The organism is Pseudidiomarina marina, from assembly GCF_003987045.1.
In the GTDB taxonomy this organism is placed as follows: Bacteria; Pseudomonadota; Gammaproteobacteria; order Enterobacterales; family Alteromonadaceae; genus Pseudidiomarina; species Pseudidiomarina marina.
Map to the genome: position 1 here is coordinate 262,736 of NZ_PIPZ01000001.1, position 15,954 is coordinate 278,689.

General features: G+C 47.1%; 11 protein-coding genes. 7 read left to right on the forward strand and 4 right to left on the reverse strand.

All coding sequences use genetic code 11. From position 1 onward, the window contains the following. Positions 1–2 precede the first annotated feature (2 nt). Both lolD and CWI76_RS01200 read left to right on the forward strand, forming a co-directional pair. Positions 3–689 (forward strand): lipoprotein-releasing ABC transporter ATP-binding protein LolD, encoded by a 687-nt coding sequence (gene lolD, locus CWI76_RS01195; protein WP_126758565.1) that lies wholly within the window; start codon positions 3–5, stop codon positions 687–689. Positions 690–691: 2 nt separating this feature from the next. Then, positions 692–1,921: a lipoprotein-releasing ABC transporter permease subunit gene (locus tag CWI76_RS01200; RefSeq protein ID WP_241967922.1), complete on the forward strand. Its 1,230-nt coding sequence runs from the start codon at positions 692–694 to the stop codon at positions 1,919–1,921. On the opposite strand, the gene CWI76_RS01205 is transcribed toward CWI76_RS01200, so the two are convergent. Continuing rightward, positions 1,911–2,465, reverse strand: a complete 555-nt coding sequence (locus tag CWI76_RS01205; RefSeq protein WP_126758566.1) for a DUF2062 domain-containing protein — start codon at positions 2,463–2,465, stop codon at positions 1,911–1,913. The two genes, CWI76_RS01200 and CWI76_RS01205, sit on opposite strands and share 11 nt — an antisense overlap. Before the next feature lie 55 nt (positions 2,466–2,520). Between CWI76_RS01205 and CWI76_RS01210 the strand changes: the two genes are divergently transcribed. From CWI76_RS01210 to kdsB, 5 genes are all read left to right on the forward strand, one after another. Beyond that, positions 2,521–4,797, forward strand: coding sequence for a DNA internalization-related competence protein ComEC/Rec2 (locus CWI76_RS01210; protein ID WP_126758567.1), 2,277 nt, complete (start codon positions 2,521–2,523; stop codon positions 4,795–4,797). Between the two features lie 84 nt (positions 4,798–4,881). Beyond that, on the forward strand, positions 4,882–6,627 hold the full coding sequence (gene msbA / locus CWI76_RS01215) for a lipid A export permease/ATP-binding protein MsbA (RefSeq protein WP_126759346.1): 1,746 nt from the start codon (positions 4,882–4,884) through the stop codon (positions 6,625–6,627). A gap of 2 nt (positions 6,628–6,629) precedes the next feature. Beyond that, positions 6,630–7,616, forward strand: a complete 987-nt coding sequence (gene lpxK, locus CWI76_RS01220) for a tetraacyldisaccharide 4'-kinase (RefSeq protein WP_126758568.1) — start codon at positions 6,630–6,632, stop codon at positions 7,614–7,616. A 2-nt stretch (positions 7,617–7,618) separates the two neighbouring features. Further along, positions 7,619–7,816: a Trm112 family protein gene (locus CWI76_RS01225; protein ID WP_126758569.1), complete on the forward strand. Its 198-nt coding sequence runs from the start codon at positions 7,619–7,621 to the stop codon at positions 7,814–7,816. After that, positions 7,813–8,565 carry a 3-deoxy-manno-octulosonate cytidylyltransferase gene (gene kdsB / locus CWI76_RS01230; protein WP_126758570.1) on the forward strand — a complete coding sequence of 251 codons (753 nt, stop codon included), beginning with the start codon at positions 7,813–7,815 and terminating at the stop codon, positions 8,563–8,565. Before CWI76_RS01225 ends, kdsB begins: the two co-directional genes overlap by 4 nt. Here kdsB and CWI76_RS01235 read toward each other — a convergent pair. Genes CWI76_RS01235 through CWI76_RS01245 form a run of 3 tightly spaced genes read right to left on the reverse strand, consistent with a single transcriptional unit; the run spans position 8,543 to position 15,914 of the window. Further along, complete coding sequence (locus CWI76_RS01235; protein WP_126758571.1) at positions 8,543–11,599, reverse strand: efflux RND transporter permease subunit; 3,057 nt, start codon at positions 11,597–11,599, stop codon at positions 8,543–8,545. The genes kdsB and CWI76_RS01235 overlap by 23 nt on opposite strands. Further along, entirely contained in the window at positions 11,596–14,820 is a 3,225-nt protein-coding gene (locus CWI76_RS01240; protein WP_126758572.1) for an efflux RND transporter permease subunit, read from the reverse strand. Before CWI76_RS01240 ends, CWI76_RS01235 begins: the two co-directional genes overlap by 4 nt. Beyond that, positions 14,817–15,914 (reverse strand): efflux RND transporter periplasmic adaptor subunit, encoded by a 1,098-nt coding sequence (locus tag CWI76_RS01245; protein ID WP_126758573.1) that lies wholly within the window; start codon positions 15,912–15,914, stop codon positions 14,817–14,819. The genes CWI76_RS01240 and CWI76_RS01245 overlap by 4 nt, the downstream gene beginning before the upstream one ends. Between the last annotated feature and the right edge of the window lie 40 nt (positions 15,915–15,954).

Here is a 15,954-nt window from a genome sequence, read left to right on the forward strand (position 1 = left end):
GATTGCACAGCATGTTGATGGAATGCCGCCAGTTATCGCGTAGTTATCAAGACGGTGACCGCGAGTTGCAGGTTTTAAAAGATGTTAATCTGACCGTTCATGCTGGTGAGATGCTTGCGATTGTCGGTAGCTCGGGTTCGGGCAAAAGTACGTTATTGCATTGCATGGGCGGCTTAGATAAACCGACCTCAGGCGATGTACTGTTTGCTGGCTATGCCATTCAAGATTGGTCAGCGAATCAGTTGGCCGATTGGCGTAATAAAGAGCTTGGGTTTATCTATCAGTTTCATCATTTATTGCCAGAGTTTACCGCACTGGAAAACGTCGCGATGCCGCAATTGATTGCGGGTGTTACTACAAGCGCGGCGAAAGCAAGGGCTGAACGATTATTGCGCCGTGTTGGTCTGGCTGAGCGATTACAGCATCGTCCCGCAGAGCTCTCAGGTGGTGAGCGACAGCGTGTCGCGATTGCGCGCGCGTTGGCGAACTCGCCACGATTAGTGCTTGCCGATGAACCAACGGGTAATTTGGACGACAGTACGGCAGAGCAAGTGTTTGAATTGCTTTTGGAATTAAACGAAGAATTCGATACAGCATTTGTCATCGTCACGCACGATAATGCTCTCGCCGCGAAACTTCCGCGTACTTTAACTCTTCATCACGGCCAGTTGGCTCAAGCGGAGAGTTAAGGATGATGCAACGGTTGCGGTTGACGTGGCAATTAGCTCGGCGGTTTCGTAATCGACGCGAACGCAGTGGCTTCGTTTCGTTTATTTCAGCCTCATCGACGCTTGGCATCGCGCTGGGTTGTATGGTTTTTATCGCCGGTTTGAGTGTCATGAACGGTTTTGAGAAAGTGTTGCAAGAACGCTTTCTTAGCTTGATTCCTCACGTTGAATTTACGGCTGTTAATCAACAGCTGGCAGACCCGCAACAAATAATATCGGCCAGTTTAGAGCACCCGAATGTGGTCAGTGCCATGCCGGTGATTCGTACGCAAGGTATGGTGCAACAAGGTGCCAGATTTACTGGAGTACAAGTTCAGGGAATCGATACAGAGCAAGCACAAGCTATTCAAGAGTATATGTCGCATAACACCTGGCAGTCTCTATTAAACGTGCCGAACGCTGTCGTTCTTGGCGTCAAGTTGGCGGAAAAGCTGAAAGTTACGGCTGGTGATACCGTGATGTTATTAGTGGCACAAAATGCGAATTTTCGTGAACCTAAGCGTGTGCGCTTGAATGTGCAGGGCACATTTGAATTTGGTGGACAAGTCGATCATCAATTTGCTTATGTTTCACTGGCTACTGCGCGTGAAATGGTCGGTATCGAAGCTGGCGCGACCGCGGTCGAGTTGAAGCTGACTAACGTGATGCAGGCTCAGCAAGTGGCGAGCGAAGTAGGTTACAGCATTAAAGATTATGTTTATCTTGATCATTGGATGCGCTCGCAGGGGCATCTTTATCGAGACATCCAGCTAGTTCGAATGGTGATGTATTTAGTGTTGATTCTGGTATTGGCCGTTGCTTGCTTCAATATCATTTCAACTTTGATCATGACGGTACAAGAGAAACAGCGACATATCGGTATCCTGCGCACCATGGGCTTACGTGGTAAGCAAATCATGCAAGTCTTTGTGTGGCAAGGCCTACAAAATGGCCTCATTGGTACCGTATTAGGTTCGATTGCTGGGGTTTTGTTAACGCTCGTTTTGCCAGATTTAATGAGTTGGCTACAGTGGTTGAGCGGAGAAAGCTTCTTGGCGAGCGATGTTTACTTTATTAATCAAATACCGGTGCACCTGCAATTGAGTGACGTAATACTTGTCACCGTTGTGGCACTTATCATGAGCGTTTTTGCAACGTTATATCCGGCATGGCGTGCAGCGAATATTGAGATTGTTCAAGCAATTAGTCATTAGATTCGTGTTTGGCGCGGTGCTTTGCTCTTTCTAGCATTTTCTGAGCTCGTTCACGCCAAGCACTGACAACCGACTGTCGCCATAACAGACTAATTGTGAAGTAGCCGATAATACTGCTGATAACGGCCATGATTAAGCAGCCGAGCAAAAATGCAGGACCAATAGTGGCGATACTTTGCGCTAACCATTGCCACGACAATTCAAAGCTGAATCCTTGCGCCGGCTGTCCAAGTATCCAGTTACCTAATAAGTAGCAAAAGTAGAATAAGACGGGCATGGTAATTGGGTTAGATACCCATACTAACGCAACTGAAAGCGGCAGGTTTACTCGAAAAGGAATGGCCGCCGCGGCAGCAAGTACCATCTGAAATGGCACTGGGATAAAGGCAAAAAATAGCCCGACAGCGAAGCCTCCCGCAGCCGAACGACGATTGAGATGCCACAAGTTCGCATCGTGCAACAATTTGCCGAAGACTTTTAGGCTTTTGCTGTTTCTCACAGTTTCATGCTTGGGCATGATGCGCTGAATAAACTTGCGTGGCATGTTTAATCCGTCTTTACTCTGACTGAAATTACTTTAACAAACAGGTACAACGTCCATGGATAGGTGGTTGTGCGCAGCGCTTATTGGCTATGCTTTAACCTTTACTTTTAGCAAGCCAATGACCATTCAACAATGGTTGCTTCTTACTACTTTAGTCGCTGTTTTGTCGTGGCGTCGTTTCGGTATTCGTCGATACACCAGTGTATTAGGCTGTATATTGTGCGGCATAGCGTGGGGTAGTGGCAATGCTTATTTGCATCAAATTACGCTGATTACTGGCGATAATATGGGTAAAACTGTGCCATTGATGATGACGGTCACAGAAATCTCCCAGACTCAGCCAGACTTTTGGCGCATCCAAGGAACGGTGAAAAGTATCCAAAACCAGCGTTTATCGATACCAGCAACGGTCCGATTAAGTTGGTACGAACCGCCAACCCAAATTTCCCCACCTCAGGCGGGGACAACTTGGCAGTTTCAGGCTCGTTTAAAAGCACCTCAGGGAGTACGAAATGATGGTGGGTTTCTTTATCATCGTTACCTTACAGGTCAAAAGATTCATGCTTTAGGAAGCATTCGCTCGGGGAGTTTCGTTGCTGGTGAGCCTAACTATCGCCAGCGAGTTTACAATCGGCTTGCTGCTTTTGAAAAGAATCTCAGCCAGTTCGGAATTCTACAAGCGCTGACGCTGGGTGAACGACAAGCATTGTCGGCTGAACAATGGCAAACTTATCAGCGAACCGGGCTCGCCCATTTAATTGCAATTTCAGGTCTGCATTTAACGCTTGTTGCCGCTGGTGTACTCTGGCTTAGTCGAAAGGCGATGCGTTATTACGCGCGCAGCCGTAGTCGTCGAGAAACGACGAATAGTTGGGTTTGGGCAACCTGTATTGCGCTTACGGTCACATTTTTTTATGCCGGCTTGGCCGGTTTTGCAACCGCTACGATACGCGCATTTGTCATGTTTTCTGTGGTTATCATTCACAAATACTTTGCGCTTCATACCCCGTCTAGTCGCGTGTTGCTTAGAGCTGTCGCTGTAGTGATATTGGCACATCCATTGGCGCCATTACAAAGTGGATTCTGGTTATCTGTCGTGGCGGTCGCAACCATCCTGTTAATGAATTGGCGTTGGCCCATCATTCAAGGTCGCTGGCGTGGTGTTCGCGCTCTTTGGCGTCTTGAGCTGACGCTTACGTTCGCTATGTGGCCGTTAACCGCTATGTGGTTCGGTGGTTTACCGATTTTGGCGCCGCTGACTAATCTCGTCGTCGTGCCGATAGTAACTTTCTGGGTGCTACCGCTAAGTTTGCTCGGCTTATTTTCGCTAGTAGTTAACGCTGAAACGATATCGCTTTGGCTATTTAGAATTGCCGAACTACCGCTTAGTTATGCCGAACCAATATTGAGTTATCTGGCTAATTCATCGTGGCAGTGGTTGCCTGCGCACCTGACTGGGCCAATTATTTCCTTAGTGGTGCTTGTGTTGACGTGGGTGTGGCCATGGCATTGGCGCTACAAGATAAGTTGTATTGCGGTCTTTTGTCTTGGGCTAGTTATTCGGTATCAGCTACATCAATACGATACCCAAGTAAAATTCCATATTCTCGATGTAGATCAAGGTAGCGCCATCGTTATAGCACAAGCCGACGAAGCGGTAATTGTTGACACTGGTGCCAATTGGGAACTTGGCGGTAATATGGCGGAACGTGTGATTTTACCGTTTTTGCAGCAACATCACTTGACGCCTGTTTATGCTTTTGTGAGTCACACTGACAATGATCACCAAGGTGGTGTTGCTACTATCGCCGCACGATTTCCCGCCCTACGTTGGTTTGGCAGTGGTCATGGCTTGCCTTGTGTTGCAGGCCAAACCGGTCAGTGGCGCCGAGTTGCTTGGCAAGTGTTGCATCCGCGTCGAGTAACCAACAATGAGCACAATGATGATTCCTGCGTGTTGAAATTTATGATTGGTGAGAGCTCGGTGCTGGTACCTGGCGATATTACCAAGCGTGCTGAGCGGTCGTTACTTGCGCATATTGCCCCCGTGCAAGCCGACATTCTGGTGTTAGCGCACCATGGCAGTAATAGCTCCAGTGAAAACTACTTTTTGCAGGCTGTTTCGCCATACTTTGCCATTGCAAGTCGAGGTCGGAATAATGCGTATGGCATGGTTGCAGAACAGGTGAAACAGCGGCTTGAGGCATTGTCCATTCGACTTGTTGATACAGCTCGCGGAGGGCAAATTACGGTTACTTTCGATCAACAAAAATGGTGGATTGACCAGCCGTGGGCAGGTACCAATCGAGCATGGTTTGATGCGGATAACTAGCCAGCCACCGGTGAAAGCGGTTAGAATGCATGTATTGTTGAACTTTATAAGAATTGCATGAGCGCTGAAAACATTCTTGAAAACATGACCGAAGCCCAAAAGAAGCGAACGTTCCGACGCTTATTGAGCTATATAAAGCCGTATCGTGCGGCGTTTATCTTTTCAGTTATCGCGATGATTGGCTATGCCGCCGTTGATACATTTTTCTTTTCGCAAATTGAAACACTGATTGATGAGGGTTTAACCGAACAAGATTCGAAAATCCTAATCTATGGGGCTATTTTCGTACCTTTGGTGTTTATCGCTCGTGGCACGTTTAACTTTATCTCGACCTATCTACTCAACTGGGTTGGCTTTCGTGTCATCACCACGCTGCGTCAACAATTGTTTGATCACATGATGAAGCTACCGGTGTCGTTTCACGATCGCCATTCTACTGGTGATCTGCTATCGAAAATCACCTACACCACACAGCAAGTCGCAGAGGCCAGTTCACGCGCCATTTTAGTACTGATTCGCGAAGGTGCATTCGTGGTCGGTTTGCTGAGTTTGATGTTTTATATCAGTTGGCAGTTGTCGCTGGTATTTCTTGTCGTCGGTCCATTAATTGCTAAAGTTGTTTCCGTGGTTTCCAAGCGTTTCCGCCAAGTATCGCGGCGTATCCAAACCGCCATGGGTAATGTGACAACAACTGCCGAGCAAATGCTCAATGGGCATAAAGTGGTGGTGATGTACGAAGGTCAAAAACGCGAGTCGAAGCGTTTTCTTGACATCAATAACGTGACCCGCAATCAAAATATGAAGTTGATTAATGCGCAGACAGTCAGCACGTCTTTAATTCAGCTCATTGCATCGTTTAGTTTATCGATGGTTTTGATATTGGCGAGTTACCCAGAAATGCTTGAGCAGTTATCTGCAGGTGCGTTTACGACATTACTAACCTCGATGATTATGCTGCTTCGCCCTTTGAAACAGCTCACGACAGTGAACAGCGATTTCCAACGCGGTATCGCAGCAGCGCAGAGTATTTTTGAGGTGCTTGACGAAAAAGCTGAGCCTAATACCGGCACTTACGTAGTCGAGCGCGCGAAAGGGCATATCCGTTTTGAAAATGTAACATTCACCTACGATGAAGCCGAGTCGCCAGCGCTTGATCATGTGAGTTTTGATGTGCAGCCAGGCAAAACGTTAGCCTTAGTAGGTCGTTCAGGAAGTGGTAAATCGACGATTTCTAATTTGTTGACGCGATTTTATGCGCCACAAAGCGGGAAAATTTATCTCGATGAAGTTGATATTTACGATTACAAATTGAAATGTTTGCGGCGTCAGTTTGCTTTGGTATCGCAGCACGTCACCCTGTTTAATGACAGCATCGCCAACAACATTGCGTATGGTGCGCGCGGCGAGGTGTCGGCAGAACGCATCCGTGAAGTGGCTGAGCAAGCATTTATAACTGAATTCACCGATAATCTTCCACTTGGCCTCGATACCATGGTGGGCGAAAACGGGGTGATGTTATCGGGCGGCCAGCGTCAACGCATTGCCATTGCCCGAGCATTGTTACGTGATGCACCTATTTTGATTTTGGACGAGGCAACATCGGCATTGGATACGGAATCTGAGCGACACATTCAGAAAGCATTGAGTCGTCTACAACAAAATCGAACCTCAATTGTTATTGCTCATCGGCTTTCGACGATTGAAAACGCCGATGAAATCTTGGTTATGGAAGAGGGTAAAGTGCTTGAGCGTGGCGATCATCAGACATTGTTAGATAAGCAGGGCGCCTATTACCAACTTTATAGTTTGCAGTTTAGCGGGGGCGAGTAATCATGTTCTGGCAGCGGGCTTGGTATCGATCTGGCCTACATCCGTTGTTGCTGCTTCTATTTCCATTACATGCGCTGTTTGTAACCCTAAGTACAGTGCGGCGCTGGCTTTATCAGGTCGGTTTTCTAGCTATCTATCGAGCACCAGTTCCGGTTATTGTCGTGGGCAATATTAGTGTTGGTGGAACGGGTAAAACGCCAGTAACTGAAGCGCTAGTGCAATGGCTCAAGCAACAAGGGTACTCACCGGCAATAGTTTCCCGCGGTTATGGTGCGAAAGGCCCGTTTCCGCAACTCGTCACTGCTACTTCATTGGCGCAACGTGTCGGCGATGAACCCAAGTTACTTGCGGTTCGCACTGGCGTTCCATTAGCGGTTAGCCCAAATCGTCAACAGGCCATTGAACTTATTCTTCAGATGTTTCCGGATACGGATATTATACTGAGTGATGATGGGTTACAGCATTATCGACTTGCTCGTGATATTGAAATTGCGGTGGTTGATGGCAACCGTGGCCTCGGAAATGGCTGGCGTTTGCCGCTTGGACCGTTACGTGAGCCAGCCAAACGGTTAGCCGAGGTTGATTTTGTTGTACAAAACGGCCTAACTCAACATAACTACGGTTGGCCTTTTACTTTGCAGCCACAGAACTGGAAGCGGGTAAAAGATTCCATTGAAGTTACTCCGCCACAGGGCGAGTGTATTGCAATTGCTGGCATTGGGCATCCACAACGGTTTTTTGATACGCTCAAGCAACAATCGATAGTGCTTAAAGAGTGTATTGAATTTGCTGATCATCATCCATTTTCGGCGTCAGATTTTGCGCAAATTGACGATTCATTGAACGTGTTGATGACTGAAAAAGATGCAGCGAAATGTCAATTGTTTGCGAAAGATAGTTGGTTTTATTTGCCGGTGTCGGCGGAATTTGATGAAGGTTTTTGGCAGCAGCTTCGGAAACGTCTGCAAGATATAGCATCCAAGGAGTAAGTATGGCGGTCGATGAAAAAACATTAGCTATTTTGGCGTGTCCTTTGTGTAAGGGAAAGTTGATTTGGGTTGCTAAAAAAAGTGAGCTGGTGTGTCGTGGCGATCGTCTCGCTTATCCGGTGCGCAATGATATACCGATGCTACTGAGCCATGAAGCTCGAGAATTGAGCCGAGAAGAGTTGGAGCAATTACCATCATGAGTTTCACTGTCATTATTCCCGCACGCTATGCATCTTCACGCCTACCGGGTAAACCGTTGGCGATGATAGGTAACAAAACCATGATTCAGCGCGTTTATGAGCGCGCGGCAGCAGCCGGCGCAGCTGAAGTCATAGTTGCAACTGACGATCAGCGAATTATTGACGCGGTTGAGGCTTTTGGTGGGCGCGCCATGATGACCGCCCCACACCACAACTCAGGAACTGAGCGAATTGCCGAAGTGATTGATTATTTAGCAATTGCTGACGACCAAGTGGTGGTAAACGTGCAAGGTGACGAACCATTTATTCCTCCAGAAATTATACGCCAAGTAGCGGATAATCTGGCGAATCAAAAAGTTGCTCAAATGGCGACTCTCGCCGTACCAATTTCTTCTTTAGAAGAAGTGCAAAGCCCGCATGCCGTAAAAGTTGTGACCGACGTCAATGGCTATGCACTATATTTTAGTCGAGCACCGATTCCATACGAGCGTGATGGGTTAACCCAAAATCGTCTTGGTGAGCTTGCAGACTACCGCCGCCATATTGGTATTTATGCTTATCGTGCAGGTTTTGTTTGGCGTTATGTAGAGTGGGAGCCAAGCCCGCTTGAGCAAATTGAATCACTCGAGCAACTGCGGGTACTTTGGTACGGTGAACGCATTCACGTCGCGGAGGCAATTGCACTGCCGCCGGCTGGCATTGATACACCAGCCGACTTAGCGCGTGCTAACGAGGAAGTAACTGACTAACTTTTGCTTGAGCATGCTGGCACAAACGGTGCCAGCGTGCCCGCATACCAATCAAGCGTGCGTAAGCGTATGGTACCAAGAACAAACTGGTAATGGTTGAGAATACCAAACCGCCGATAATTGCGATCGCCATCGGTGCATAGGGAGGGCCATCGCCACCAATTTGAGTGGTACCAAATGCTAACGGCAACAAGCCCAAAACAGTGGTTGAAACAGTCATCAAAATTGGCCGCAACCGACTGACACTTCCTTCGATTATGGCTTCCTGCAGTGTTGCGCCGGTATCGAGCAGATGGTTGATACGATCAACCAAGACAATCCCATTATTCACCACAATTCCCATGAGAATCAGAATACCAATCATCGCCATAATCGAAATTGATTGACCGGTAATGAGAAGAGCCCAGAACACCCCCACAATTGAGAATAACAGCGAGGTAATAACCGCTGTTGGTAGCAAGAGTGATTCAAACAGTGCCGCCATAACAATGTAGATAAGCGCTACCGCAAGCAACGTATTCACCAGCATCACGCTCTCGTTTTCACGTTGACGTTCGAAGCTACCATCTAAACTCCAGAGATAGCCTTGTGGCAACTGCAACTGACTTAACGCAGCGGTAATCTTATCGCGCGCTTCATTGGTGGTGAGATCGTTTAAGTTCGCATCAATGGTCAGTGAGGTGCGTCTATCGGTGCGACGAATTTGACTCAATCGAGGTTGTTTCACCAACGTCGCAATGTCTTGTAGTGCAACGATTTTATTATTGGTCTGTAAAATTGGAAGGTTGTATAGCGCTGGCAGCGAATTTTCCAATTCCTTATCAAACGCAACACGCAGATCAATCTCGCCATTCGGATCACCACGATACGAGCGTAGACGCTGGCCACGTAGAGCTGTTGAGACCGTTTTGGCAACCTCGGCAGAGCTTAAGCCTAGGTTGTGAACGCGCTCGCGATCAATGTTGATAATCAGTTCAAATTGTCCAGTCTCCATTTCCGTTTGAACGTCGGTTAGCCCCTCGATAGCACTGAGTTTAGGTACAATATCGGTCGCCAACCGTTGCAACATTTCGGTTGATTGGCCACTTAATGTCACGCGCACACCATCACGCCCACCACCAAAGCCAAACTTTGGCTCACTACGCAGTAATTTGGGCATGTCTTTGCGGATTCGTTCCATTAAATCAACCAGCTTTTCATCCCGATTCTCCTTTAATAATAAAGTTGAGACTGCGTAATCAGGCGTGTAATAGCTGTACACCGCATCGATATCGAAACTATCTTTATTCGCATAGAGATAGTTTTCCAACTGCGTGACCTCATCTTCAACTTCGGCAAGGCTGTACTTCGTGTGAAGATTGTAATTGATAAACAAGCGGTCATTGAAACCTTGCGGCCCCTCGTCACCACTTACACCGGCGAAAGGAATTACGATGCTTGCTAGTAGCAGTACCGCAAAGAACCCGGTCCAAATTGGATGACGCCAACTCCATTCAAGCGCTTTACGGTAACGTCGCGGTGGTTGTTGTGGCTTTATTTTTTTATTACTAAAACGCCGCAATTTGGTAATAAGTAAAGGTACTAGCGTTTGCGACAGCAACAATGAAGCCAAGAGCGATAAACAAATTGCGATTGCAGTATGCTCTAAGAAGATAGTGATATCGGTTTTTTTACCGAAGATATTTGGTAAAAACACGATTGCTGTGGTGAGTGTGCCAGCTACAACCGCTAACGACACTTGTCCAACGCCATCAACGGTTGCCTGCTCGGCATCAGCACCCTGTTCGCGCTCGTATTGAATACTTTCCGTGATAACCACGGCGTTATCGACCAGCATCCCCACAGCCAACATGAGTCCCATCAGAGACAATACGTTTAGCGAATAGCCGAGGAAATACATACCACCTAATGCAATACATATTGCAATCGGAACACTTAGCACCACCACTAGGGTTGTTGTGAGGTTACGGAGAAATGCATAAAGCACTAAAAACGATAAGAAAGCGCCAAGCAAGCCGGCACTGACTAAATCACTGAGCGAGGTAGTGACACCCTTCGCAGTATCGTCCATAACAAACAAATTAATGCCGTTAAATTGGGGATCTTCGCGAATTTCATTAACAACCTTCATGACTCGGGCTGATACGTCAACCAAATTGGCATTGGATTCTTTAAATACTTCCATACCAATCGCATACGTTTGATCAAGGTGTCGACCATCGACTTTGCGTGGCATTTCGCGACCTATTTTAGCGATATCGCGAAGTTTTAATCCCGGACGAATTGGGAAATTACCGATATCGTACTCGCTCTGAAATTCGCCGACAGGGTTGACCAAAATGCGCTGATTTTCATTTTCGATAAATCCAGCGGTAAGCGAGAAGTTGGCACGTTGCAACGCTGCCGTGATCTCTGCTGGATCAAGCTGATGAGCCAGTAACGATGATTGATTGAGTCGAATTACAATTTGTTGCGGGTCGACACCGTATAAGGTTACGCGCGAGACGCCATCCACTCGCTCGATAGGTTTTCGTAGGCTACGATCAAGAAGGTCGTAGGCGTTGGATAGATCACGCTGACTACTGATACGTAATTGAAATACTGGCATATCTTCAGTATTGAATTGGAATACCACAACGCGGTCGACATCATCCGGCAATAAATGCTTGATGGCATCGACTTTTTCACGCGCCTCAATGCTTTTTGTGCGAATATCCTGACCCCATTCAAACTGCAGCAATACTTGCGCGTTATCGGACGTCGATGTCGAGCGCATTCGACTCACATTACTCAGGGTTGCCAACGCTTCCTCGAGTGGGCGCGTAATCAATCGCTCGACCTCGGCAGGCGTTGAGTTCGGATACGCCACTTGAACAACGACCTCAGGGATTTCGATGCCGGGAAATTTTTCAAGCGGCAGTAAGCGTGAGCTTATGGCGCCAAGTAGCAGCATGGATAAAAAAATCATGCAGGTGGTGACTGGACGACGTAACGCCCAGCGCGCTAATGCTGAACCGATTTGGGCGGCGTTCATACGTACGTCTCCGCAGTCACAGATTTACGATCAACAAGGAGGTATAAACACGGAATGAACAACAGTGTCAGTAGTGTTGAGAATAGCAAGCCGGCAATCACACTAATCGCCATTGGCGCACGAATCTCCGCACCTTCACCCAGTCCAATCGCTAATGGCAGTAAACCAAGTACCGTGGTGAGCATCGTCATAAGAATGGGTCGAAGACGTTGCTGCGCAGCCGTATATACTGCTTGGTAACGTTCTACGCCCTCTTGACGCAATTGGTTAATACGATCAACTAAAACAATCGCATTGTTGACCACGATACCTGCGAGCATGATTAAGCCGATGAAGACAATGATGCTTAATTCGGTTCCCATCAAATACAGGCCAAGTACTGAGCCAGCACCAGCTAACGGAACAGTGAATAAGATAAATAACGGGTGTAGCAACGATTCAAACTGTGAGGCCATCACGAGATACACTAAAAACACCGCTAGCACTAAAGCAAACTGCAGTGAGGTAAACGAACGCTGCATGTCTTCATTTTGTCCTGCAACCCGCGCTGTAATGGTGGGGGGCAGTTGAGTTTCGCTCAACAGTTGCTGTGCATTGGTCACAGCACTGCCAAGATCGCCGTAATCTAGATTCGCTTCAACAAGAGCAGTACGTTGTTGACCGATGCGAGTGATCTCGCTTGGACCAACAACAGGAACCACCTCGGCTACTGCCTGTAAAGTAATTTCACGCGCTGCGCCTGGATTAATGATGACCTGCTGCAAATCGCGCATCGAATTGCGGTCCGCCGACTGACTGCGAACTAAAATATCGATTTTACGGTCGTCTAAGCTAAATTGACTGGCGACACGCCCACCGATTTTGGTGGCAAGTAACTCCGAAACTTCTGCACTAGTTAAACCGTATTGACTAAGCTTCGCATGGTCAAAATAAACCGCTAATTCCGGTTGACCATCGGTCATATTGACGCGGATGTCCGTAAACTGCGGATGCTGATCTAAGGATATCCCAAATTGTTGGGCAGCTTGTTGCAATAAAGCTAGATCGTACCCGACGAACTCGATGGTAATTGGACTTGCGAAACTAAATAACTCCGGCGAACCGAATTTAGCCATGACACCAGGCATAGATTGAACCGCTTGGCGCAGCTGACTTTGTACATTTTCGATAGCCACTGCATTGTGATCAGCCATCACAACATTGAGCCGTCCCCATTGGTTACCGCTTTGTCCGGGCGCTGCATTGAGTAAGCTCCCAGTGCCGGCAATGGTATAATAGCGGTCAACCAGACTATTAAGTTCTTCAGAGTTAGCAATGACTCGCCCGAGCTGTGCCAACACGGCGTCGGTCTCATAAATGGTGGCTCCAGGTTGTAACTCGACTTCTACGAAGAATTCGCCTTGCGCCATATTCGGCAATAACGCGACCGGTAGGCGTGGGAGTAAGGTGTAGCAAGCTGCTGAACTAACAAGAATAATACCTAAGGTGACACCGGCGCGATGTAAAGCGACGTTAAGAAGCTTCTGATAGCTCGACTCAAGTACGCGATAGACCGCATTAAATACTTTTAGTAGCGGTGTTGTGACGAAGGTAAATAGTTTTGAGCCGAGGCGAGAAATAGCAACTATCACGCTAATCAACGCGAACGGAACCCAACGAAAAATGAGGTAAATCGGAGTTTTTAACCAAAACCGCCAGCCAGTTGAGTAAACAAAAGGCGCTGTACTGATATTAGTTTTTGAGCGGTTGCGGCTTGATAACATCGGAATTAATGTTAACGCTACAAGTAACGATGCAGCGAGTGAGAAGGTTACCGTAAGCGCTTGGTCGCGAAATAATTGTCCGGCAATACCTTCTACGAAAACTAAGGGGAAAAACACGGCCATCGTTGTTAACGTGGATGCGACAATCGCTCCAGCAACTTCTCGTGTTCCGGTTTCTGCAGCAGCTTCTATGTCTTTATCTTGCTGGTGACGGGCTATATTTTCGAGTACCACAATAGCGTTATCCACCAACATTCCGACGGCCAGCGCGATACCACCTAACGACATCATATTAAGTGATACCTGATAGCCATAGAGTAAATTAAAAGTAGCAATTATTGAGATTGGAATCGCCAAACTGATGACGACAGTTGGCCATACCCGTTGTAAGAATAGGTAAATAATTACCATCGCGAGTAGGCCTCCAATGATTGCGGCGTCACGAACTTCGGCAATGGCTGCGCTAATAAACACCGCTTGGTCATAGATTGGTTTAATTGTGTATTGTTCGGGCAATAATTTAGCGTTTTCAAGCTGTTTTAAATGGGCTTGTATTGCCTTAGATACTTGGACGGTATTGGCATCACCTTCTTTATAAAGAGATACCTCAACAGCTTCCATACCACCAACACGGCTGATGGCGTCACGTTCCTTGTAACTATTCTCAATAATAGCAATATCTTTCAACAGAATAGGGCGGTTGTTTCGGGTAGTTAGATAAATCGAACGAATATCATCTAGATTTTGGAATTGGTTTAGCGTTCGCACTAAATATTCAGCGCGATCCGCTTCAATGCGACCACCGGATAAATTGATGTTTTCTTCACGCAAGCGCTGTGTAATCAACGTCATCGGAATCTGCAAAGCAGCGGCTTGACGTTCGTTGACGAGAACCTGTATTTCATCTTCTAAACCACCACCGAGTCGTACCGAAGCGACCCCTTCGATACTCTCGAGCTGGCGTTTTAAATCTTCTTCAGCATAGGTACGTAGCTGTTTTAGCGCGGAAATTGATTGCTTATCATTGGTGAGACTTAATGCCAATCGGAAGACCGGTTCTTCACTTGGATTAAATCGCAACAGAACAGGTTTTTCTAAATCGAGTGGCAAGTCGACCCAGTCAAGCTTTTCGCGTACATCTAAGCTCGCCATTTCCATGTCGGTTCCCCAACTAAACTCAAGCAGAACGTCGCTTTGACCGGCGCGAGAAATTGATTCAATACGGCGAATACCTTTAACGGTACCAAGAGTCTCTTCAATGGGCTTGCTAACTAACTGCTCAACTTCACCGGGCGCACCGCCGGGATAATCGGTACGCACAGTTAAAGTCGGATAGGCTAAGTCAGGTAAAAGTGTTACTGGAATGCGACCCAGTGATACGAAGCCGAATAACATCACCGCCAAGGTGAGCATTGCAATCGTGACAGGGCGCTTTACCGCGAGTTTGACGATACTCATGATTGTTGCTCGCTCCGAATCACTTCAACCAATGCTGCGTCTTTTAGGTTGGCTTGTCCGCTAATCACAATGGCATCACCAACGTTCAAACCATGGATGATTTCTAAGTGTGTTTCGTCTTCAAAACCAATTTGTACATCAACTTTGTGAGCAACACCGTCTGCATCTACGGTAAATACGCTATGTTGATTATCTAAGCTTTGAACAGCGTAACGAGGAACTGTTACCGTATTTTGGCGCGTTGCATAATTTAAGTTTACATGGGCAAACATGCCTGGCTTTAACAAATTATTGTGATTGTCGACATGTAATACCGCTTTGAAGGTTCCTGATTGCGTATCGACAACTGGGCTAATGCGAGCAACTGTAGCTGTTACTGTCTCATTATTGAGTGCAGTTAGTTGTAATTGCGCAGTTTGTCCAACTTTTACCCGCTGTAATTCACGCTCAGGTAGGTAAACATTGCCTTGTAAAACATCTGAAGCAACGATGTGAAACAACTTTTGTTGTTCGTATTGACGTACCAAGTTACCTGGTTTGACATAGCGATAAGCAACGTAGCCATTAATTGGCGCGCGAATCTCAGTTTCAGCTAAGTTTAACGCCGCCATGTCGTATTTTGCTTGTAACATATCAGCTTGGAAACGCAGCTTGTCATACGCATCAGCACTGATCATGTCACGCTCGGCCATATCTTTAACGCGTTTCAGTTCTTGTTTGATGGAGTTCAATTCTGCACGCGCTTGGGCTACTTGAATACGGTATTCATCATCACGCATACGGGCAAGAAGTTGTCCAGCCACCACATAATCACCTTCTTCAACCAAAATGGTTTCAATAATGCCCGTCGCCTTACTGGTAACGTCAGCCTCATCGCGCGCTTCAAGTGTTGCGGTTGATGTAAAGCTAGACGTTATTTCACCAGCGACAACCGTTTGAGTGGCAACCGGAATACGAGCAACTTGAGCCTGCTCTTGCGCTGCTTTAGTTTCGTTGCTGGCGCCGGCATCACTGCAGGCACTGGTAGTAAGTGCGAGAAGTGAAGCCAACGTTACTGCAAGAAAGCGATTGGTGTGTGTGTGCGTGTTCATCATCTTGTCCCGATTTCGTTCGTTAATCGTTATTCGTAGCCCG